The organism is Blastomonas fulva (genome assembly GCF_003431825.1).
GTDB lineage: Bacteria > Pseudomonadota > Alphaproteobacteria > Sphingomonadales > Sphingomonadaceae > Blastomonas > Blastomonas fulva.
On sequence record NZ_CP020083.1, the window covers coordinates 3,468,191 to 3,488,449 of the forward strand.

Genomic DNA, 20,259 nt, shown 5'->3' on the forward strand with positions numbered 1-20,259 from the left:
CCCTGATCAAAGCCGCTTCAGGAACCGGTCGACGCTCTCGTGGCGCTCCAGCCGCGCCTCTTCCTGCGCTTCGCCCTCGCTTTCCAGCGCCGCCCGGATCTTTTCGATCTGCACCTCCGTGAGGTGTTCGATCCCGATAAACGCGTTGCGCGCATCCTGCTGGGTGCGGATCAGCTCGTCGAGCTTGGCCTGCATCGCGGCGGCATCGCGGTTCTGGCTGTTCTGGATGACGAATACCATGAGGAAGGTGATGATCGTGGTGCCGGTGTTGATTACCAGCTGCCAGGTATCGGAATAGCCGAACACCGGCCCGGTCACCCCCCAGACACAGATAATGCCCATCGCCGCAACAAAGGCGAAAGGCTGCCCCACGGCGCGCGAGACATGGGTCGCAATGAGGGTGAAGAACCGGTCCATGGAAACTCCTGCATGCTGGCGGGGAACAGCTTGGACCGCGGAGGTAGCATTTGGCGGTCCGATTGACTATGTGGCGCGCATGACAACCGACACTTCCCTCGAAGCTTCCGCCGCGACCTCGATGGACATGGCCATCCCCGGCCATATCGATCCCGTTCCCGTGCCGCGCCCGATCACGCCACGCGCCGATGGCCGTTCCGACCTGATGGGGCTGATGCGCGAGGACATCGCCGCCTTGCTCGAGACTGCCGGGCTCGACCGCAAACAGGCCAAATTGCGCTCGAAGCAGCTGTTCCACTGGATCTATCACCGCGGCGTGACCTATTTCGACAGCATGACCGACATCGCCAAGCAGATGCGGCCCTGGCTGGAGGAGCGTTTCGTCATCGGCCGTCCACAGGTGGTCGAGGCGCAGGTGTCGAGCGACGGCACCCGCAAATGGCTGCTGCGCACCGATGACTCGCAGGAATACGAGATGGTGTTCATCCCCGATGCGGACCGGGGCACCTTGTGCATCTCCAGTCAGGTCGGGTGCACGCTCAACTGCCGATTCTGCTATACCGGCACGATGCGGCTGGTGCGCAACCTGACCCCGGGCGAGATCGTCGGCCAGGTGATGCTGGCGCGCGATGCACTGGGCGAATGGCCGAAAGGCGCGATGGACCAGCTCGACGACGAGGAGGACGCTGCGTCCTACACCGCCGATGGCCGGCTGCTCACAAACATCGTGCTGATGGGCATGGGCGAGCCGCTCTACAATTTCGACAACGTGCGTGATGCGATGAAGGTGGTGATGCACGGCGATGGCCTGGCGCTTTCCAAGCGCCGGATCACGCTTTCGACCAGCGGCGTGGTACCCTTGATGGCGCGGTGCGGCGAGGAGATCGGGGTGAACCTTGCGGTCTCGCTGCATGCGGTGACCAAAGAGGTGCGCGACGAGATCGTGCCGATCAACCGCAAGTTCGGGCTGGAAGAGCTGCTGCAGGCCTGCGCCGACTATCCTGGCGCAAGCAACGCGCGGCGCATCACGTTCGAATATGTGATGCTCAAGGACAAGAACGACACCGACGAGGATGCGCGCGAGCTGGTCCGGCTGATCAAGGGTTATGGCCTGCCCGCCAAGGTCAACCTGATCCCGTTCAATCCCTGGCCCGGCGCGATCTACGAGTGTTCGGACCCCGAGCGGATCAAGCGCTTTTCCGACATCGTGTTCGAAGGCGGCATCAGCGCCCCGGTGCGCACCCCGCGCGGCCGCGACATCATGGCCGCGTGCGGCCAGCTGAAATCCGCATCCGAGAAGAAGTCCCGCGCCGAGCTCGACCGGCTGGCGGAGGAAAAGCAGGCGGCTTTGGGGTGAAAGAACGCCTCTCCCCTCCCGCAAGCGGTAGGGGAGAAAGATGGCCCTACCCCGCAGAGACCTCGCTGGAGCGCAATGCCGGCTTCTCGTCGAGTTCACCCTCGTCCATGATCCGGCGGCGCATTTCGTCGCGCTTTTCGTGGATCGACGCGATGACATGGCCCATCGCTATCCCCAGATCGACCAGCAAAGCCTCGGAAAGCTGCAGCGAGCTTTCCAGCGCCTCGGGCACCGCGAGCGTGGCCCCGGCGCGATAAAGCTCGGCGGCGTGCTCGGTATCGCGCGCACGGGCGATGATGGTGAGGTCGGGAACCCAGCCGTGCACGCGCCGCACGATCTGCACCGCCAGCACCGGATCGTCCATCGTCAGGATCAGCGCGCGGGCATGGCCCAGCCGCAGCCGGTCAAGCAGTTCGGGGCGCGCGACATCGCCAAACACGATCGGGACGCCGGAGCGCCGCGCGTCCATCACCACATCGACATTGGATTCCACCGCGACATAGGGCTGCTGGTGCTGCTTGAGCATGTCCGCGATGATCTCGCCGACACGGCCATAGCCGAAGATCACGGTGCGATCGTTGGCGATATCCGACTGGTCGATCGGCGCGGCGTCGCTCGCGCGCATTTCGAGGTGCCGGGCCATGGTGTGGCCGAGCTTGGCCAGCAACGGCGTGATCGTCAGGCCGATCGCGGTGACGATCTGCCAGAACTGCGCGGTCGATGCCTGGATCAGCTGCGCCTGCACTGCGGCAGCAAGCACGATCAGCGTGGTCTCGGACGGGCTGGCCATCAGCACGCCGGCCTCCGCCGCCGTGCCACGCCTCGCGCCTGCGACGCGCAGCAGCAACCCGGTGACCACCGCCTTGACCACCAGCACGCCGACCACTGCGATCGCGAGTTCCTGCCAATAAGCGGCGATCACACGAAGATCGATCGACATGCCCACCGTAATCAAGAACACGCCCAGCGCCAGGCCCTTGAACGGTTCGATCAGGATCTCGACCTCGCCGCGATATTCGGTTTCGGCGATGATCAACCCGGCAAGCAGCGCTCCGACGATCGGCGACAGCCCGACCGACGCGGTCGCAAGGCTGGCGGTGATCACCACCAGCAGGCTGGCGGCCAGAAACAGCTCGGGACTCTTGGTGCGCGCGGCCTGCGCGAACATGCGCGGCAGTACCAGCCGGCCCAGCACCAGCATGGCGACCACGGTGGCCACGCCCAGCAGCAGCGTCATGCCGAGGCTGCCGGCTTCGGTTGCCCCCGCCATCGGTGCCAGCGCGCCGAGCAGGAAGATGATCGGCACGATCGCGACATCCTCGAACAGAAGCATCGCCAGCGCTGCGCGGCCCACCGGCGAGGTGGTGCCCGACATGGGCAGCACCAGCGCGGTGGACGACAACGCCAGCGCCAGCCCCAGCCCGATCGCGCCGCTCCAGTTCTGCCCGGCAAGGTTGAGCGCCGCCCCGATGATCAGCGCTGACAGCAAAAGCTCGGCGGCGCCGACCCCGAACACCAGCTTTCGCAGGCTCCACAACCGCTTGAACGAAAGCTCCAGCCCGATGGTGAACAGCAGCAGGATGATACCGAATTCGGCATAGGGCCCGATCGATTCCGCATCGGTGATGGTGATGTGGTACAGCCAGGGATATTCATCCACGAGCGAGCCCAGCCCCGACGGCCCGACCAGGATACCGATCAGCAGGAAACCGATGATTGGTGTGATCCGGAAGCGGGCAAAGGCCGGGATGACAATCCCTGCCGCGCCCAGAATGACCAGGGCATCGCTGAAAACCGGATTGTCGAGCGGATTGTGCATGGATCAGGTAATGACCGATGCCGCCGCGGCTGTCAGCCTTTAATCGCGCCGTGGCAGCGCTTTATCCGCCGCCGCCGCCCTGCGGCCCGGCAGGTGCCGCCTGCCGAGCCCGCTCGCGCTTGGCAGCGGCCGTGCCGCGTCCCACAGCGCGGTCCCATTCGATGTGATAGAGATCGTAGCGGCGGTCGCCCAGGTTGCGGACCGTGCCCTCGCTGCGTGCCCAGCTGAGGTCGTCCAGGTTGACATCGCTGATCGTTAGCGTCTCGACATTCTCGCTGGCTTCCGCCGCAATACCATCGCGCGCGAACGGAAGGTCGCAGGGCGTCAGGATGCAGCTTTGCGAATACTGGATGTCCATGTTCTCGACATCGGGCAGGTTGCCGACATTGCCCGACATCACGACATAGCACTGGTTCTCGATCGCGCGCGCCTGGCAGCAATAGCGCACGCGCATATAGGCCTCGCGGCTGTCGGTGCAGAACGGCACGAAGATGATCCGCGCGCCCTCGTCCGCCAGACGCCGCGCCAGCTCGGGGAATTCGCTGTCGTAGCAGATCAGCACGCCGATCGGACCACAATCGGTCTGGATCGCATCGATGCTGTCGCCGCCCTTGATCTTCCACCAGTATCGCTCGTTGGGGGTGGGGTGGATCTTTTCCTGCGCATGGATCGATCCGTCGCGCAGCGCCACCAGCGCGATGTTCTGGATATCGCCATCGTCCGCGCGCGTGGGGTGCGATCCGCCGATGATGTTGATGTTGTATTCCATCGCCATCCGGGTGAGTTCGTCACGGATGCGCGGAGTGAATTCGCTGAGCGCCTCGATCGCCTCCTGCGGCCCCATCTTCTTCTTGGCGAAGGAGAGCAGCGACATCGTGAACATCTCGGGGAACAGCACGAAATCGGCCTTGTAGTCGGCTGCCACATCGACGAAATATTCGACGTTGCGCACGAACTCCTCGAAATTCGCGACCGCACGCGCCTGGAACTGCACCGTGGCGAGGCGGACGCTCTCGACACCGCGCGGAACGCGGTGGGTCGGCGGCTCGTCGGGGTTCACATAGGGGTTGCGCCACACCATCTGCACCGCATGGCCACGCGACTGCTTGTCCTCGGGCAGATAGCGGGTGAGAATTCCGACCGGCGCGAAACCGTTGGCAATCTGGAAGCCGATCACCGGATCGCGCAGCTTTCCGTCGATCACCTTGGCGAGATAATCTTCCGGGCTGTCCGCCTTCTTGGTGCGCTTGGCCTTGTCATATCCCGGGATCCGCCCGGCAAAGACGATGCCATTGAGATCGAGCAGTTCGGCAAGCGCGCGGCGCGCCTCGTACAGACGCTTCCCGATGCGGACGCCGCGCTGCGCCGGATCGACGCACATCTCATAGCCGTACAGCCATTCGCCGGTGGGCACATGGCGCGTGCCGAAGCCGTTGCCGCTGATCTCTTCCCAGTCGTGCGGGGCGAACGCCATCGCCTCGGTGACCCGAGACGAGGCGCAATAGCCGACGATCTCGCCGTCCAGAATGGCGACGAACTGGCCCTGGGGAAAGTTGTTGATCTGCCCGCGCAGCTCACCGAATTTGTACGGTGGCAGGCTGGGATAGGCACGCTCGACGAGTTGCGATATTCCGGGAATATCACCCCGCCGGGCCTGCCGTACCTCCAACCGTGCCTTGCTGCTGCGCTGTGCCATCAACGCCTTACGCCCAAGTACCCATTTCCGTTTCGAGGTTCTGGCGAATCGCTTCGAAGAACTGCTCGGTGGTCATCCATGCCTGATCGGGGCCGATGAGGATCGCCAGATCCTTGGTCATCGCGCCGCTTTCGACGGTTTCCACGCAAACCCGCTCGAGCGTTTCGGCAAAGCGCACCACTTCTGGCGTCTCGTCGAAGCGGCCGCGATAGATGAGGCCGCGGGTCCAGGCGAAGATCGACGCGATCGGGTTGGTAGAGGTCGCCTTGCCCTGCTGGTGCATGCGATAGTGGCGGGTGACCGTGCCGTGAGCGGCTTCGGCTTCCACCGTCTTGCCATCCGGGGTCATCAGCACCGAAGTCATCAGACCCAGCGAACCAAAGCCCTGCGCGACGGTGTCAGACTGCACGTCGCCGTCATAGTTCTTGCACGCCCAGACGAACTTGCCCGACCATTTCAGCGCCGATGCGACCATGTCGTCGATCAGGCGATGCTGATAGGTGATGCCGGCTGCGTCGAACTTGTCCTTGAATTCGGCCTGGAAGACCTCTTCGAAGATGTCCTTGAAGCGGCCGTCATAGGCCTTGAGGATGGTGTTCTTGGTCGACAGATACGTCGGCCATCCGCGATCGAGACCATAGTTCATCGAGGCGCGGGCGAAATCGGCGATGGAATCATCGAGGTTGTACATCGCCATGGCGACGCCCGAGGACGGGAACTGGAACACTTCCTCGTCGATCTTGGTGCCGTCCTCGCCTTCGAATACGAGACGCAGCTTGCCAGGGCCGGGGACACGGAAATCGGTGGCCTTGTACTGGTCGCCAAAGGCGTGACGACCGACCACGATCGGGTCGGTCCAGCCGGGAACCAGACGCGGAATGTTCGAGATCACGATCGGCTCGCGGAAGACCACGCCGCCCAGAATGTTGCGGATCGTGCCGTTGGGCGACTTCCACATCTTCTTGAGATTGAACTCCTCGACGCGCTGTTCGTCGGGGGTAATCGTCGCGCACTTGACGCCAACGCCATGCTCGCGGATCGCGTTGGAGGCATCGACGGTGATCTTGTCGTTGGTCTCGTCACGCTTCTCGACCGAAAGATCGTAATATTTCAGATCGATATCGAGATAGGGCAGGATCAGGCGTTCGCGGATCCACTCCCAGATGATGCGGGTCATTTCGTCGCCGTCGATCTCGACGACGGGCTTGGCTACTTTTATCTTGGCCATGCGGGATTTGCGCCTTCTTGCTAGGGAGGAATCGTAGAATGGGACGCTCTTAGCAAAGTCCGCCCATGTTTCAACCGTGCAGCACCCGGTCCCGGCGCCTGCGCGTGCGGGCGCTGGTAAGCGCATGATAATGCTGCGTTGCAACACGGTTCGCCGCGCAAGGCGGGGTTTGGGCGTTGTCACACCCGCCTGCAGCCCCTAAGAGGTCCGGCATGTCGCAAGAATTACTGGATAACCGGGGCAAGGGCCTGGCGAGCTGGAGCATGCCGCCGGTACACCCGGAGGGACGCAAGTTTGCGGTCGCCGCCGCTGCCATGACGCTGATCTTCGCGTTGCTGGCATGGGAAACACTGGCCTGGCCGATGGCCGGGATAACCTTGTGGATCCTCGCCTTTTTCCGCGATCCGGCACGGGTCACACCGCTCGACGAGCGGCTGGTGGTGGCGCCTGCCGACGGTTTGTGCACGATGATCGAGCTGGTGCCGCCGCCCGTGGAGCTGGCCGGGCCCGAAGGCCTTGGAACCGATCCGCTGTACCGGGTTTCCATTTTCATGAGCGTGTTCGACGTCCACATCAACCGCGCCCCGATTGGCGGCACGATCCGCCGGATCGTCTACATATCGGGCAAGTTCCTCAACGCAGATCTCGACAAGGCCAGCGACGAGAACGAGCGCCAGCACATCATGATCGAGCGCAGCGATGGCGCGCGCATCGGGTTCACGCAGATCGCGGGACTGGTCGCGCGGCGGATCGTGCCGTTCATCAAGGAAGGCGATTTTGTCGCCGTCGGCCAGCGGGTCGGGCTGATCCGCTTCGGCAGCCGCGTGGATGTCTATCTGCCCCTGGGCACTGCGCCTGCGGTGGTCAAGGGGCAGCGGATCGTCGCCGGCGAGACCATTCTGGCCGTGATCGGCGAGACCCCGGTGCGCGAGGGAATTTCGCACTGATGCCCGGCACCGCCGCCCTCCCCGCCTGCCCTGCGCCGACCAAGGATATTCTGGCATGACCGATCCCGATCCTCTGGAACGCCGCGGACGGCGCGGCCCGATCCGCTATCTTGCCGGCAGGCGGCTGCGGCTGCGCGAGGGGCTGACGCTGCGCGCGATGGTGCCCAATGCGATCACCGCGACCGCTTTGTGCTGCGGCCTCACCGGCGTCCGCTTTGCCATGGATGGCATATGGCCGCTGGCAGCAGGCGCCATCGTGCTTGCAGGCGTACTCGACGGGATCGACGGCCGTGTGGCCCGCATGCTGAAAGCACAGAGCCGCTTTGGTGCGGAACTGGACTCGCTTGCCGATTCCATTGCCTTCGGGGTCTCGCCCGCGCTGTTGATGTTCCTGTGGTCGCTCAACGAACTGCCGCGGTTCGGCTGGCTGATCGCGCTCGCGCTGGCGGTGTGCTGCGCGCTTCGTCTTGCCCGCTTCAACGCGCAGATCGATCTGGAAGACCAGCCGCACAAGTCCGCCGGCTATATGACTGGTGTGCCCGCACCCGCTGGCGCCGGGCTGGCTATGCTGCCGCTGTATCTGTGGATGGAAACCGGGATCGAGGAACTTCGCCACTATACGGTGGTCGCCCCGTGGATCCTGCTGATTGCGTTCCTGATGATCTCCAACGTCGCGACCTTCAGCTGGTCATCGCTGCGGCTGCGCAAGAACATCAGGCTTGAGGCATTGGCGCTGTTTGCTCTCACCGCCGCGTCACTGCTGACCATGCCGTGGATCACTCTCACCGCGATCTGCGTGGTTTATCTGACCCTGATCCCTTTCGGCATCCGGTCCTATTCCAAGGTCAGGCGGCAGCGCGCCAGCCAGCAGGGCTGACCTGAGCGACCATTGCCGCCTTGCGCGGCAGGGCAACGACCGTCCGCGGTGCAAAGTCGGGTGCAGGTGCGGGGTTGAACCGCACCGCCGGACGCATTCCGCCCGTCACGACGCGATCATCTCCCAAGGCGCGATACTGCGCAAACAGCGCGTCGATCCGGTCGACCGAGCCCGTGAGCGATCGGTTGATCGTAAACACGGCAAATGCCGCTGCGCAGGTGAAAAACAGGGCGGTGATGACAGCAACCATGGCAAGTTTTCCTCGGCCTCACCCGCTTGCGGTCCAGACCGGATGCGGGAACATGTGGATAACGTTGTGGACAAGCCCAGGTTCCCTAAACCCCGGTCGGGCGGCGGGTTAACCCTGTTTGTTTGCACTTTGTTCCATCTACGTTCTGTTCCGTCAAGCGGAAAAATGTCCCCGCGCGCCATAAAATGCTGGATTTCGCTCCGATGAGAGCTTAAGGGCGCGCTCGTCTGTGGCGCAGTGCCGCAGTCAATCCACATGGAAGACATACATACCGGTGCCCCGGCGGCCCTTTGAGGGCATGTCCAGCAGGTTCCCGTCTTCCAGAGGCACAACCGGAAAGGAATTAGCTTATGGCGGCACCTGTCGTCACGATGCAGCAGCTTATCGAAGCTGGAGCACACTTCGGTCACCAGACCCACCGCTGGAACCCGCGCATGAAGCCGTACATCTTCGGCGCGCGCAACGGCATCCACATCCTCGACCTGTCGCAGACCGTGCCGCTGTTCGCGCGCGCTCTCGAGTTCGTGTCGGCCACCGTCCAGGCTGGCGGCAAGGTTCTGTTCGTTGGCACCAAGCGCCAGGCACAGTCGCCGATCGCCGATGCGGCCCGCGCCAGCGGCCAGCATTTCGTCAACCACCGCTGGCTGGGCGGCATGCTCACCAACTGGAAGACCATCTCGGGTTCGATCAAGCGCCTCAAGACGCTCGAAGAGCAGCTCGCCGGTGACACCTCGGGCTTCACCAAGAAAGAAGTCCTGCAGCTGACCCGCGAACGCGACAAGCTGGAACTTTCGCTCGGCGGCATCCGCGACATGGGCGGCATTCCCGACGTGATGTTCGTGATCGACGCCAACAAGGAAGATCTCGCCATCAAGGAAGCCAACGTGCTTGGCATCCCGGTGATCGCGATCCTCGATTCGAACGTCGACCCGCAGGGCATCGCCTTCCCCGTCCCCGCCAATGACGATGCAGCGCGCGCCGTGCGCCTGTATTGCGATGCCATCGCCGCTGCTGCCACCAAGGGCCGCACCGGTGCCGTGGTCGAATCGGGCCAGGACGTCGGCGCGATGGCCGAACCGCCGGCAGAAGCAGCGCTTGAAGAAGCACCTGCCGAGCCGGAAGTTTCGGCTGCCGAATTCACCGGTGCTGAATCGACCCCGGAAGAAACCGGCGATGCAGCTCCGGCTGCCTGATCGGACGGCTTGATGTGATCGAGCGAGCCATCGCTCACCCGCTTACTGCGCAAAACTGACACATGCAGGGGCTACGGGCCGGGCACTGGCCCGCACCTGTGGCCCCTGCAACCACATTTCAAGACAAGGAACATGAACATGGCTGTTATAACCGCTGCTAATGTTAAGGAACTGCGTGAGCGCACCGGCGCCGGCATGATGGACGCCAAGAAGGCGCTGACCGAAGCCGATGGCGACATCGAAGCCGCCGTCGACGCACTTCGCGCCAAGGGCCTCGCAACCGCGCAGAAGAAGTCGAGCCGCACCGCCGCCGAAGGCCTCGTCGGCATTCAGGTCGAAGGCCTCAAGGGCGTCGCTGTCGAAGTGAACAGCGAAACCGATTTCGTCGCCAAGAACGAACAGTTCCAGGATTTCGTCCGCAAGGTGACGTCGGTCGCCATGACCACCGGTGACGATGTCGACACGCTCAAGGCCGCTCCCTATCCGGATGGCGAAACCGTCGGTGAAAAGCTGACCAACTCGATCGCCACCATTGGTGAAAACCAGTCGATCCGTCGCATCAAGACCGTCTCGGTCGCTCAGGGTGCCGTCGTTTCGTACATGCACAACGCCGTTGCGCCGAACCTCGGCAAGATCGGCGTGCTGGTCGCGCTCGAAGGCGATGTGTCGGCTGACATTCTGGAGCCGCTGGGCAAGCAGATCGGCATGCACATTGCCGCCGCCTTCCCGCTGGCGCTGAACAGCGATGGCCTGGACGCCGAGATGATCGCGCGCGAACGCAAGATCGCCGAGGAAAAGGCTGCCGAAAGCGGCAAGCCCGCCGAAGTGCAGGCCAAGATGGTCGATGGCGCGATCGCCAAGTTCGGCAAGGAAAACGCGCTGCTCAGCCAGCTGTTCGTGATCGACAACAAGACCCCGATCGCCGACGTCGTGGCCAAGGCCGCCAAGGACGCGGGCGGCAAGATCACGCTCAAGGACTATGTCCGCTTCCAGCTCGGCGAAGGCATCGAGAAGGAAGAAACCGACTTTGCTGCAGAAGTGGCAGCAGCCGCCGGTCTGTAAGAGACCCGGCGCCAACGCCCATGAAAACGGCGGGCAGCCTCGCGCTGTCCGCCGTTTGCGTCTCGATCTGGCGCCTGTCACCACCCACGCCAGAGCTGGCTGCCAAACGTGCTTGGCAGTCGCGCAACCACTGACTATGGTGCGCGCCACGCGTCGCCCCCGTGCGCCCGATTAGCCTTCATCACCGGAAAAGCCATGACCATCCCCTCCTATCGTCGCATCCTCTTGAAGCTGTCGGGGGAAGCCTTGATGGGCGACGGCCAGTACGGCATCGATCCGGCGACGGTGACCCGCATGGCGGGCGAAGTGAAGGCGGCAAAGGATACCGGGCTTGAAATCTGCCTGGTCATCGGCGGCGGCAATATCTTCCGAGGCATGGCCGGCGCTGCCAAGGGCATGGACCGGGCGCAGGCCGATTATATGGGCATGCTCGCCACCGTGATGAACGCCCTGGCCATGCAGAGCGCGCTCGAGCAGCTCGGCGTCCCCACCCGCGTGCAATCCGCGATCGAGATGGACAAGGTGTGCGAGCCGGTGATCCGCCGCCGGGCACAGCGGCACCTCGAAAAGGGCCGCGTGGTGATCTTCGCAGCCGGCGTCGGGGCTCCTTATTTCACCACCGATTCCGGCGCGGCTCTGCGCGCTGCCGAAATGAAGTGCGATGCGCTGCTCAAGGGCACCAGCGTCGATGGCGTCTACAACGCCGACCCCAAGCTGGATCCGAACGCGGTGCGTTACGATACCTTGAGTTATGACCGGGTGTTGCAAGACAATCTGAAGGTCATGGACGCCAGCGCCGTGGCCCTGTGCCGCGACAATTCCATCCCCATCGTCGTGTTCTCGATCCGCGAACAGGGCAACCTTGCCCGCGTTCTCAGCGGCCAGGGCACGGCAACCACCGTACATCAGAAGGACTGAACCTGTGGCACAGTTTGACAAGAAAGACCTTGAGCGCCGGATGAACGGCGCGGTGGAATCGCTGAAGGGCGATCTGTCCGGCCTGCGCACCGGCCGCGCCAATGTGGCGCTGCTGGATCCGGTGACGGTCGAGGTCTATGGTTCGCACATGCCGCTGACCCAGATCGCCACCGTCTCGGCGCCTGAACCGCGCATGCTCTCGGTGCAGGTATGGGACAAGTCGAACGTCGGCCCCGCCGACAAGGCGATCCGCTCGGCGGGCCTCGGCCTAAACCCGATCATGGACGGCCAGACGCTGCGCCTCCCCATCCCCGACCTTACCGAGGATCGCCGCAAGGAACTCGCCAAGCTTGCCGGACAATATGCCGAAAAGGCCCGCATCGCGATCCGCAATGTCCGCCGCGACGGCATGGATTCGCTCAAGACCGACGAGAAGAAGGGCGTGATCAGCGAGGACGAGCGCAAGCGCTTCGAAACCGAGGTGCAGAAGCTGACCGATGAGATCATCGCGCAGGCCGACGCCGCCGCCACTCAGAAGGAAAAGGAAATTCTGGGTCAGTGATCTTCCGCTCCGGCCCCAAACATTCCAAGGCTGTTCAGGCCAAGGCCGTGCAGGAGGCAGCCTCTCATCTGCATGCAGACGGGGCGCCCGGGCATGGCGTGCGCCATGCCGCCATCATCATGGATGGCAATGGCCGCTGGGCCGCGAAGCGCGGCGTTCCGCGCTTCATCGGCCACAAGCAGGGCGTCGAGGCGGTCCGTACCACGGTACGCGCCGCACGCGACATGGGGTTGGAGGCGCTGACGCTGTACGCGTTCTCGTCCGAAAACTGGAAGCGGCCCGAAGATGAGGTGGCCGACCTGATGGGTCTGCTGCGCCATTTCATCCGCGCCGATGTCGACGAGTTCATTGCCAACAATGTCCGGCTCAAGATCATCGGCAATTACAAGGCGTTGGCGCCCGATCTGGTCGAGATGATCGACGATGTCGTCGACCGCACTGCCGCCAACACCGGCACGACGCTGGCCATAGCGCTCAATTATGGCGCGCAGGACGAAATGCTGCGCGCGGTGCAGGCGCTGGCCCGGGCCGCCGCCAGGGGCGAGATAGACCCCGCAGCGATCCAGACCGCGCATATCGAAGCCGCGCTCGACACGTCAGACCTGCCCCCGCTCGATCTGCTGATCCGCACATCGGGCGAACAGCGGCTGAGCAATTTCCTGCTGTGGCAGGCAGCCTATGCCGAGCTGTATTTCACCGACATGCTCTGGCCAGATTTCGACGGCGCGGCCTTGAAAGCGGCGCTGGATTCGTTCGCCGCGCGCGAAAGGCGTTTTGGTGGCCGCTGACCCCGTCCGCCGCTCGCTGTTCGGCAATGATCTGGCGGTCCGCACCCTGTCCGGCGTGGTGCTGGTGGCCATTGCCGGCGTAGCCTTGTGGCTCGGCGGCGTCGCGTTCTGGCTGCTGCTGATGGCGGGCGCGCTTACCATGCAGCACGAATGGGCGGGCCTGGTCGGGCGGCTGGAGCGCAGGCGGCTGTCCATGCTGGCACTGATGGCCTCGCTGTCGATGCTTTCGCCCTTCGCCGATGGCCCGGGCTTCCTGTCGTTCGGATTCATCATCGGCGGCGCCTTCTTCATCGCCACGATCGATCGCAGCTTCAAGCTGGCCTGGGGCGTGTTCTACTGCGCGCTTCCGGTGATGGCGTTGCTGTACCTGCGCCAGCAGGACAACGGACTGCTGCTCGCCTTCTGGACGATGGCGACCGTCTGGGCGACCGATGTCGGCGCCTATTTTGCCGGTCGCGGGATCGGCGGGCCCAAGATTGCGCCGTCGATCAGCCCGAGCAAGACATGGGCGGGGCTTGCCGGCGGCATGATCGCCGCGCTGGGTTTCGCGCTGTTCATGCACACCCAGTTTGCCCTGCCCTATGTGCTGGTGCTGGCAAGCGCGCCGCTGGCGATCATCGCGCAAATGGGTGATTTTCTGGAGAGCTGGATGAAGCGTCAGGCGGGTGTCAAGGATTCGGGGACGCTGATCCCCGGCCATGGCGGCATCCTCGACCGCGTCGACGGTCTGGTGCCGGTGGCGCCGGTCGTCGCACTGCTGGTTGCAGGCAATGCGTTTTGGGCGCTAGGATAGTCTTTCATATGTCGCGACCCAACATGCTCTCCTCCGGCAGGACTGTGCCGCCGCCATCTGCGTTTCCGCGCAGCGTCAGCATCTTTGGTGCCACCGGATCGGTGGGCACCTCGACGCTCGATCTCGTCCGGCTGAACCCCGCCGCCTATCGCGTGGTCGCATTGACCGCGAACAGCGATGCGCAGGGTCTTGCGCGGCTGGCGCGTGAATTCTCCGCCGAGGTCGCGGTCATCGGCGACCCTGCGCAGCACGACGCGCTGGCCGATGCGCTCGAAGGGTCGGGCATCCAGGCCTGGTCGGGGCCGCAGGCGCTGCTCGATGCGGCAGATATCGATGCCGACTGGACGATGGCCGCGATCGTCGGATGTGCAGGGCTCGCCCCGATCATGCGCAGCCTGCTGCGCGGTCGATCGGTCGCGCTCGCCAACAAGGAGGCGCTGGTCTCTTCGGGCGCGCTGATGATCGAGGCCGCGCGTTCCAGCGGGGCGACGCTGCTCCCCGTCGATTCCGAACACAACGCGATTTTTCAGTGTCTTGCGGGCGGAAACATCGACGAGGTCGAAAGCATCACGCTGACCGCCAGCGGCGGACCGTTCCGCACCTGGACATCCGAGCAGATGCGTGTCGCGCGGCCCGATCAGGCTGTCGCGCACCCCAACTGGTCGATGGGCGCCAAGATCTCGGTCGACAGCGCCACGATGTTCAACAAGGGCCTCGAGCTGATCGAGGCGCACCATCTGTTCCCCGTCGGGCTCGATGCGATCCGCATCCTCGTCCATCCGCAATCGGTGATCCACTCGATGGTCGAATATCGCGACCGCTCGACGCTGGCGCAGTTGGGATCGCCCGACATGAAGATCCCCATCGCCAGCGCGCTCGCCTGGCCGCAGCGGATCGCCACGCAGTGCGCGCCGCTGGATCTGGCGACCATCGGCCAGCTGACCTTCGAGCCGTTGGACGATGAACGCTTCCCCGGCCCCGGCATCTGCCGCGCGGCGATTGCCGCAGGTGGCGGCGCGCCGGCGATTCTCAACGCCGCCAACGAAATTGCCGTCGCCGCCTTCCTCGCCGGACGCATCGGCTTTCTCGATATCGCCGCAATTGTATCGCAGGTGCTGGCAGGTTATACCCCGCCTGCGCCGCAATGCCTGCAGGATGTGCTGGCCATCGACAGTGAAGCGCGGACCATCGCGGCTGCAGCGATCAAGACCTAAGGACTGACATTGAGCGAAAACCCCGGATTCCTGCTGACCGTCCTCGCCTTTCTGCTCGTGCTCGGGCCACTCGTCTTCGTTCACGAGATGGGCCATTATCTGGTCGGACGCTGGTTCGGGGTGAAGGCGGAGTCGTTCTCGATCGGCTTTGGCCGCGAGATCGCCGGCTGGACCGACAAGCGCGGCACCCGCTGGAAGCTGGGGATGCTGCCGCTGGGCGGCTATGTCCAGTTTGCAGGCGACATGGATCCTTCCAGCCGCGCCAATCCCGACTGGGTCGCGCTCCCGGCCGAAGAGCGCAACCGCACCTTCCAATCCAAGACATTGTGGCAGCGCGCACTGATCGTGTTTGCAGGCCCCGCGATCAACTTCCTGTTCGCCATCCTGATTCTCGCAGGATTCGCCTTTGCCTATGGCAAGAGCGTGACCCCGCCGGTGGTCGCCGCTTTGGTCCCCTCCTCCGCCGCTGCCGAGGCCGGTCTGCTGCCGGGCGACAAGATCGTCTCGATCGACGGCGAGGCGGTCGAATGGTTCGACGAGGTCGGCCGCAAGATTGCCCATCGTCCCGGTGAGCGGATCACCATGCGCGCCGAGCGCGATGGTGCAATACGCGAATTCAGCTTCCCGATCGGCGTCGAGATCCAGAAGGATCGCTTCGACAACGAATACCGCATCGGGCGGCTGGGCATCATGTCGGCCAAGCCCGTGGTTCGCCCCGTGTCGCTTCTGGAGGCGCCGGTGGTTGCCGTCCAGCGCACCGGCGACATCGTGCAGCTGATGGTCGCGACCCTGGGCCAGGTCATCACGGGACGCCGCTCGGTCGCCGAGCTGGGCGGGCCGCTCAAGATCGCGCAGGTTTCCGGCGAACAGCTCTCGGCGGGAGTGGATGACTTCATCTTCTTCATCGCGCTGATTTCAATTAACTTGGGGTTCATCAACCTGCTGCCAATCCCCATGCTCGATGGCGGACATCTGCTGTTCTATGCGGTTGAGGCGATCCGGCGCAAACCGGCGAACCCCAGGGTCATGGAATGGGCATTCCGATCGGGTCTGGCAGCAGTGCTGGCGCTGATGGTGTTCGTTACCGTGAACGATCTGGCATCCTTCGGCCTGTTGGGCTGAAAGACTGGTTGATTGATTGCGGCGGATGATGCAGGGGTTTGCGCACCGGGGCGGGTTATCGGACGGCATCACCAGGGACCGTCTGATGTGTTTTATGGCTTAGGGTGGGTCTTTTTCCGTGAAATCTGAACAGAAAATCGCCATTGGCGTGCGAGCCCTGGGCCTGTTGCTGGGGTCTACGATACTTGCGGGGGCTCCGACTGCGGCGTTTGCCCAGACCACCGGACCGGTTGCGCCGCCTGCGGCTGCACCTGCTGCGGTTCCCGCACCCGTGCTGCCCCAGGGTCAGCAGATCCGGTCGATCACCGTCAACGGCTCGCAGCGGATCGAGGCGGATACCGTCCGCTCCTATATCCAGCTGCGCGTGGGCGACATCTACACCCAGGTCGCGGCCGACCAGGCTCTGCGCGACCTGTTCGAGACCGAGCTGTTCGCCGATGTCTCTATCCGCAACAACGACGGTGCGGTGGTGATCGACGTCAAGGAAAACCCGGTGATCAACCGCGTGATCCTCGAAGGCAACAAGCGGATCAAGGACGACAAGATCCTTCCCGAAATCCGGCTGTCTCCGCGCCAGATCTTCACCCGTACCAAGGTGCGCGCCGATGTCGCGCGCATCATCGAGCTGTACAAGCGACAGGGCCGTTTTGCTGCGACCGTCGAGCCGAAGATGGTCCAGCAGGACCAGAACCGCGTCGATGTGGTGTTCGAAATTACCGAAGGACCCAAGTCCAAGGTCCGCCAGATCAACATTCTGGGCAACGAGAAGTTTTCCGATGGCCAGCTGCGCGGTGAAATGGTCACCAAGCAGTCTCGCTTCTATCGCTTCTTCAGCTCGGGCGATGCCTATGATCCGGACAAGATGGCGTTCGACCAGCAGAAGCTGCGTCAGTTCTATCTGACCCAGGGCTATGCCGACTTCCGCGTGATCTCCGCCGTTGCCGAACTGACGCCCGACAAGCGCGACTTCATCATCACCTATGTGGTCGAGGAAGGCGAACGCTACAAGTTCGGCGACGTGGCCGTCGAAAGCCAGATCCGCGACTTCTCCGAAGAAGGCCTCAAGGCCCAGCTGTCGATGAAGACCGGCGACTGGTACAATGCCAAGCTGGTCGAAGACACGGTCGAGCAACTCAGCGAGACCGCAGGCCTGTTCGGCTATGCGTTTGCCGATGTGCGGCCCAACTTCAACCGCGACCGTGAAACGCTCACCATGGGCATCACCTTCGAGCTGGCGGAATCGGCGCGCGTCTATGTCGAGCGGATCGACATCAACGGCAACACGCTGACCCAGGACAAGATCATCCGGCGCGAGTTCCGTCTCAACGAAGGCGATGCGTTCAACAGCTTCCTGGTCAAGCGCTCTGAAAATCGCATCAATTCGCTCGGCTATTTCCAGGAAAAGTTCGAGATCGAACAGAAGCAGGGCAGCGCTCCTGACCGCATCATCCTGGAAGCGAACGTCGAGGAAAAGGCGACCGGCGAGCTCCAGCTGTCGGCCGGTTTCTCGTCGATCGAGAACTTCATCCTGCAGGCGTCGATCCGCCAGCGCAACTTCCGCGGCAAGGGCCAGACGGTCGGCGCAAGCGTCAACTATTCGCGCTTCTCGCAGGGGATCAACCTCAGCTTCACCGAACCTTATGTGTTCGACAAGAACATCTCGTTCGGTGCGGACATCTTCCGCCGCGATCTCAACAGCTTCAACTTCGTCGGCAACTCGCGCAACACCACCTTCGAGCAGCTGACCACCGGCGCCTCGTTCCGGCTGGGCGTGCCGCTGACCGAATATGTGTCGGCGCTGCTGCGCTACTCGCTGACCGTCGATGACGTGACGCTGGATCGCGACCAGTTCTTCTCCGATCTCAACGGCGACGGCACGCTCGAGTGCGACCCCGTTCGCGCCGGCTTCTTCCTGTGCGACAACCTGGGCAAGCGCACGACGTCGCTGATCGGCTACTCGCTGATCTATGATGATCGCGACAACCGCATCCGCCCGACGCGTGGCCAGAACATCACGCTGTCGCAGGACTTTGCCGGACTTGGCGGCGCGGTGAGCTATCTGCGCACCCGTCTCAACGCCTCCAAGCACTGGCGGATCGGCCGCAGCGGCTTCATCTTCACCGTCGCGGCAGAAGGCGGCCATATCATGGCCTTCGAAAACCGCGGGACCCCGGCACAGGGTATCGACGATATCCGCCTGACCGACCGCTTCTTCCTGGGCCAGCCGCAGATCCGCGGCTTCGACATCCGCGGTGTCGGTCCGCGCGTCATCCGTTCGGGCTTCAATCCGGAAATCGTCAACGGCCAGATCGTCAACACGATCGTGACCGAACGGCGCAACCGGGTCGACGACGCGCTCGGTGGACGGTCTTACTATCTGGCGCGTGCAGAGCTCGACATTCCGCTGGGCAGCGGCGCGCGCGAACTGGGCTTGCGGCCTTCGGTGTTCGTCGATGCCGGCGCGGTATTCGGTGTGGTCCAGCCTCTGCTGCAGACCCCGCAGAACCGCGACCCGGTGACCGGCGCGCTTCAATATCTCACGGTCGATGCCAATGGCGCGATTGCGGTGACCACCAATGCGGTGAACGCCAATGGCCAGCCCAACACCCCCAGCCTTGCCTTCACCGAAAGGTTCTTCGGCGATTCGCCCAAGCCACGCGTTTCCGTGGGCTTTGGCGTCAACTGGAACTCGCCATTCGGCCCGTTCCGCATCGATATTGCCCGTGCCCTGCTCAAGGAGCCGGGCGACGACACCCGTCTGTTCACATTCAACGTAGGGACTCAGTTCTGATGAAAACTCTTTTGAAATGCACCGCCGCAGCTCTGATGGCATTCGGCACCGTTGCTTCGGGCGTCATCGCGCCTGCCATGGCCCAGACCGTGCAGGGAATCGGCATTGCCGATCAGCGCCGCGCCGTCGTGGAATCGGCTGCGTTCGTGAACGCCAACGCTGCACGCCCGACCACCTACAAGGCGCAGTATGATGCGGCGCAGGCGAAGTCGAACCAGATCCGCCAGCAGCTCGAGCCGCTGGTGACCAAGTTCAACGCCGACGTCCAGGCGCCCAACGCCCAGGCCAATCAGGCAGCCCTGCAGCAGCAGCTCGGCCAGATTCAGGGCCTTCGCGAACAGGGTTCACAGGAAGTCCAGGAAATCCTGCAGCCCGTCGCGCTGTCGGAAGCCTATGTTCTCGAGCAGATCAGCGACAAGTTCGACGCGGCCGTTCGTGCAGCGATGACCAAGCGCAAGATCAGCGTTGTCTTCGAAGTCGGATCGACCCTCGCGCACAACGACGCCTACGACCTCACCAAGGACATCACCGCCGAGCTGAACGCTGCCATTCCCACCGCGCAGCTGGTTCCCCCGCAGGGCTGGCTGCCCCGCGCGCAGCGTGAACAGCAGGCCCGTCAGGCCGCTGCCAGCGGTGCCGCTGCAGCACCGGCAGCGCCTGCCGCGCAGCAGCCCGAAGGCCGGTAATTTCCGGAGCATCGCGGCATGACCGACGGCGAGCAGCCCTATGACATCCTGAAGGTGCTGGCGGCGCTTCCGCACCGCTATCCCATGCTGCTCGTTGATCGCGTGGCCCGGCTGGACAAGGACCAGTCGATCCACGCGATCAAGGCCGTCAGCATGAACGAGCCCTTCTTCCAGGGGCACTTCCCTGGCCGTCCGATCATGCCCGGCGTGCTGATCATCGAGGCGCTGGCGCAGGCTGCTGGCATTCTCGCGGTCGAATCGATGGGCCTGGCCGGTTCGGGCAAGCTCGTCTATTTCATGGCGATCGATGGCGCGAAGTTCCGGGTTCCGGTGGAACCCGGCGTGCTTCTCGATCTCCACGCCGAGTTTGAACAGAAGCGCGCCAAGGTGTGCAAGTTCAAGGCGCGCGCGGAAATGAACGGCAAGCTGGCCTGCGAAGTCAGCTTCACCGCGATGATCGCCGATCCGCCCGCCTGATCGGCCGGCTACGCCAAAACCCTTGCTTTCAGGCGCGCAGCCCGTTATGCGCGCCGCTTCCC

General features: G+C 63.7%; 19 protein-coding genes. 14 read left to right on the plus strand and 5 right to left on the minus strand.

Annotated features, from left to right (window positions below):
* Positions 1-6: 6 nt before the first annotated feature.
* Positions 7-417 (minus strand): low affinity iron permease family protein, encoded by a 411-nt coding sequence (locus B5J99_RS16395; RefSeq protein ID WP_069050235.1) that lies wholly within the window; start codon positions 415-417, stop codon positions 7-9.
* A gap of 79 nt (positions 418-496) precedes the next feature.
* On the opposite strand from B5J99_RS16395, the gene rlmN reads away from it, so the two are divergent.
* Complete coding sequence (gene rlmN / locus B5J99_RS16400) at positions 497-1,774, plus strand: dual-specificity RNA methyltransferase RlmN (protein ID WP_211337839.1); 1,278 nt, start codon at positions 497-499, stop codon at positions 1,772-1,774.
* Between the two features lie 46 nt (positions 1,775-1,820).
* Here rlmN and B5J99_RS16405 read toward each other — a convergent pair whose 3' ends face one another.
* From B5J99_RS16405 to B5J99_RS16415, 3 genes are all read right to left on the minus strand, one after another.
* Positions 1,821-3,593: a cation:proton antiporter domain-containing protein gene (locus B5J99_RS16405; protein WP_117353015.1), complete on the minus strand. Its 1,773-nt coding sequence runs from the start codon at positions 3,591-3,593 to the stop codon at positions 1,821-1,823.
* Positions 3,594-3,654: 61 nt separating this feature from the next.
* Complete coding sequence (locus tag B5J99_RS16410; RefSeq protein WP_117353016.1) at positions 3,655-5,289, minus strand: carbon-nitrogen hydrolase family protein; 1,635 nt, start codon at positions 5,287-5,289, stop codon at positions 3,655-3,657.
* A gap of 7 nt (positions 5,290-5,296) precedes the next feature.
* The gene (locus B5J99_RS16415; RefSeq protein ID WP_054134574.1) at positions 5,297-6,517 is read right to left on the minus strand and encodes an NADP-dependent isocitrate dehydrogenase; all 1,221 of its coding nucleotides are present in this window, start codon (positions 6,515-6,517) and stop codon (positions 5,297-5,299) included.
* A gap of 212 nt (positions 6,518-6,729) precedes the next feature.
* On the opposite strand from B5J99_RS16415, the gene B5J99_RS16420 reads away from it, so the two are divergent.
* Together B5J99_RS16420 and B5J99_RS16425 are read left to right on the plus strand one after the other, a co-directional pair.
* Positions 6,730-7,464 (plus strand): phosphatidylserine decarboxylase, encoded by a 735-nt coding sequence (locus B5J99_RS16420; RefSeq protein WP_117353017.1) that lies wholly within the window; start codon positions 6,730-6,732, stop codon positions 7,462-7,464.
* A 157-nt stretch (positions 7,465-7,621) separates the two neighbouring features.
* Positions 7,622-8,341 (plus strand): CDP-alcohol phosphatidyltransferase family protein, encoded by a 720-nt coding sequence (locus B5J99_RS16425; protein WP_054134779.1) that lies wholly within the window; start codon positions 7,622-7,624, stop codon positions 8,339-8,341.
* Here B5J99_RS16425 and B5J99_RS16430 read toward each other — a convergent pair.
* A complete protein-coding gene (locus tag B5J99_RS16430; RefSeq protein WP_054134576.1) occupies positions 8,310-8,591 on the minus strand; it encodes a hypothetical protein in 282 nt (93 codons plus the stop codon). The genes B5J99_RS16425 and B5J99_RS16430 overlap by 32 nt on opposite strands.
* Positions 8,592-8,941: 350 nt before the next feature.
* Between B5J99_RS16430 and rpsB the strand changes: the two genes are divergently transcribed.
* The 11 genes from rpsB (at position 8,942) to fabZ (ending at position 20,197) form a co-directional block, all read left to right on the plus strand.
* Positions 8,942-9,784, plus strand: a complete 843-nt coding sequence (gene rpsB / locus B5J99_RS16435; protein ID WP_054134577.1) for a 30S ribosomal protein S2 — start codon at positions 8,942-8,944, stop codon at positions 9,782-9,784.
* A 138-nt stretch (positions 9,785-9,922) separates the two neighbouring features.
* Entirely contained in the window at positions 9,923-10,846 is a 924-nt protein-coding gene (tsf, locus tag B5J99_RS16440) for a translation elongation factor Ts (RefSeq protein WP_117353571.1), read from the plus strand.
* A 195-nt stretch (positions 10,847-11,041) separates the two neighbouring features.
* The gene (gene pyrH, locus B5J99_RS16445) at positions 11,042-11,764 is read left to right on the plus strand and encodes a UMP kinase (RefSeq protein ID WP_054134578.1); all 723 of its coding nucleotides are present in this window, start codon (positions 11,042-11,044) and stop codon (positions 11,762-11,764) included.
* Between the two features lie 4 nt (positions 11,765-11,768).
* Positions 11,769-12,326 (plus strand): ribosome recycling factor, encoded by a 558-nt coding sequence (frr, locus tag B5J99_RS16450; protein WP_054134579.1) that lies wholly within the window; start codon positions 11,769-11,771, stop codon positions 12,324-12,326.
* A 119-nt stretch (positions 12,327-12,445) separates the two neighbouring features.
* Entirely contained in the window at positions 12,446-13,114 is a 669-nt protein-coding gene (uppS, locus tag B5J99_RS16455) for a polyprenyl diphosphate synthase (RefSeq protein WP_236823511.1), read from the plus strand.
* Positions 13,101-13,907, plus strand: a complete 807-nt coding sequence (locus B5J99_RS16460) for a phosphatidate cytidylyltransferase (RefSeq protein ID WP_069050239.1) — start codon at positions 13,101-13,103, stop codon at positions 13,905-13,907. Before uppS ends, B5J99_RS16460 begins: the two co-directional genes overlap by 14 nt.
* A gap of 8 nt (positions 13,908-13,915) precedes the next feature.
* Complete coding sequence (dxr, locus tag B5J99_RS16465) at positions 13,916-15,121, plus strand: 1-deoxy-D-xylulose-5-phosphate reductoisomerase (RefSeq protein WP_083231366.1); 1,206 nt, start codon at positions 13,916-13,918, stop codon at positions 15,119-15,121.
* A 9-nt stretch (positions 15,122-15,130) separates the two neighbouring features.
* On the plus strand, positions 15,131-16,243 hold the full coding sequence (rseP, locus tag B5J99_RS16470; protein ID WP_069050240.1) for an RIP metalloprotease RseP: 1,113 nt from the start codon (positions 15,131-15,133) through the stop codon (positions 16,241-16,243).
* Between the two features lie 118 nt (positions 16,244-16,361).
* Positions 16,362-19,034 carry an outer membrane protein assembly factor BamA gene (gene bamA, locus B5J99_RS16475; protein ID WP_117353018.1) on the plus strand — a complete coding sequence of 891 codons (2,673 nt, stop codon included), beginning with the start codon at positions 16,362-16,364 and terminating at the stop codon, positions 19,032-19,034.
* Positions 19,034-19,720, plus strand: a complete 687-nt coding sequence (locus tag B5J99_RS16480) for an OmpH/Skp family outer membrane protein (protein ID WP_054134582.1) — start codon at positions 19,034-19,036, stop codon at positions 19,718-19,720. The genes bamA and B5J99_RS16480 overlap by 1 nt, the downstream gene beginning before the upstream one ends.
* A gap of 18 nt (positions 19,721-19,738) precedes the next feature.
* Positions 19,739-20,197, plus strand: a complete 459-nt coding sequence (gene fabZ, locus B5J99_RS16485) for a 3-hydroxyacyl-ACP dehydratase FabZ (protein ID WP_069050241.1) — start codon at positions 19,739-19,741, stop codon at positions 20,195-20,197.
* The last annotated feature ends 62 nt before the right edge of the window (positions 20,198-20,259 follow it).

Coding starts and splice junctions, on each gene's coding strand:
- B5J99_RS16395 (WP_069050235.1), bottom strand. CDS start 417: ATGGACCGGTTCTTCACCCTCATTGCGACCCATGTCTCGCGCGCCGTG.
- rlmN (WP_211337839.1), top strand. CDS start 497: ATGACAACCGACACTTCCCTCGAAGCTTCCGCCGCGACCTCGATGGAC.
- B5J99_RS16405 (WP_117353015.1), bottom strand. CDS start 3,593: ATGCACAATCCGCTCGACAATCCGGTTTTCAGCGATGCCCTGGTCATT.
- B5J99_RS16410 (WP_117353016.1), bottom strand. CDS start 5,289: ATGGCACAGCGCAGCAGCAAGGCACGGTTGGAGGTACGGCAGGCCCGG.
- B5J99_RS16415 (WP_054134574.1), bottom strand. CDS start 6,517: ATGGCCAAGATAAAAGTAGCCAAGCCCGTCGTCGAGATCGACGGCGAC.
- B5J99_RS16420 (WP_117353017.1), top strand. CDS start 6,730: ATGTCGCAAGAATTACTGGATAACCGGGGCAAGGGCCTGGCGAGCTGG.
- B5J99_RS16425 (WP_054134779.1), top strand. CDS start 7,622: ATGGTGCCCAATGCGATCACCGCGACCGCTTTGTGCTGCGGCCTCACC.
- B5J99_RS16430 (WP_054134576.1), bottom strand. CDS start 8,591: ATGGTTGCTGTCATCACCGCCCTGTTTTTCACCTGCGCAGCGGCATTT.
- rpsB (WP_054134577.1), top strand. CDS start 8,942: ATGGCGGCACCTGTCGTCACGATGCAGCAGCTTATCGAAGCTGGAGCA.
- tsf (WP_117353571.1), top strand. CDS start 9,923: ATGGCTGTTATAACCGCTGCTAATGTTAAGGAACTGCGTGAGCGCACC.
- pyrH (WP_054134578.1), top strand. CDS start 11,042: ATGACCATCCCCTCCTATCGTCGCATCCTCTTGAAGCTGTCGGGGGAA.
- uppS (WP_236823511.1), top strand. CDS start 12,446: ATGGATGGCAATGGCCGCTGGGCCGCGAAGCGCGGCGTTCCGCGCTTC.
- dxr (WP_083231366.1), top strand. CDS start 13,916: ATGTCGCGACCCAACATGCTCTCCTCCGGCAGGACTGTGCCGCCGCCA.
- B5J99_RS16480 (WP_054134582.1), top strand. CDS start 19,034: ATGAAAACTCTTTTGAAATGCACCGCCGCAGCTCTGATGGCATTCGGC.
- fabZ (WP_069050241.1), top strand. CDS start 19,739: ATGACCGACGGCGAGCAGCCCTATGACATCCTGAAGGTGCTGGCGGCG.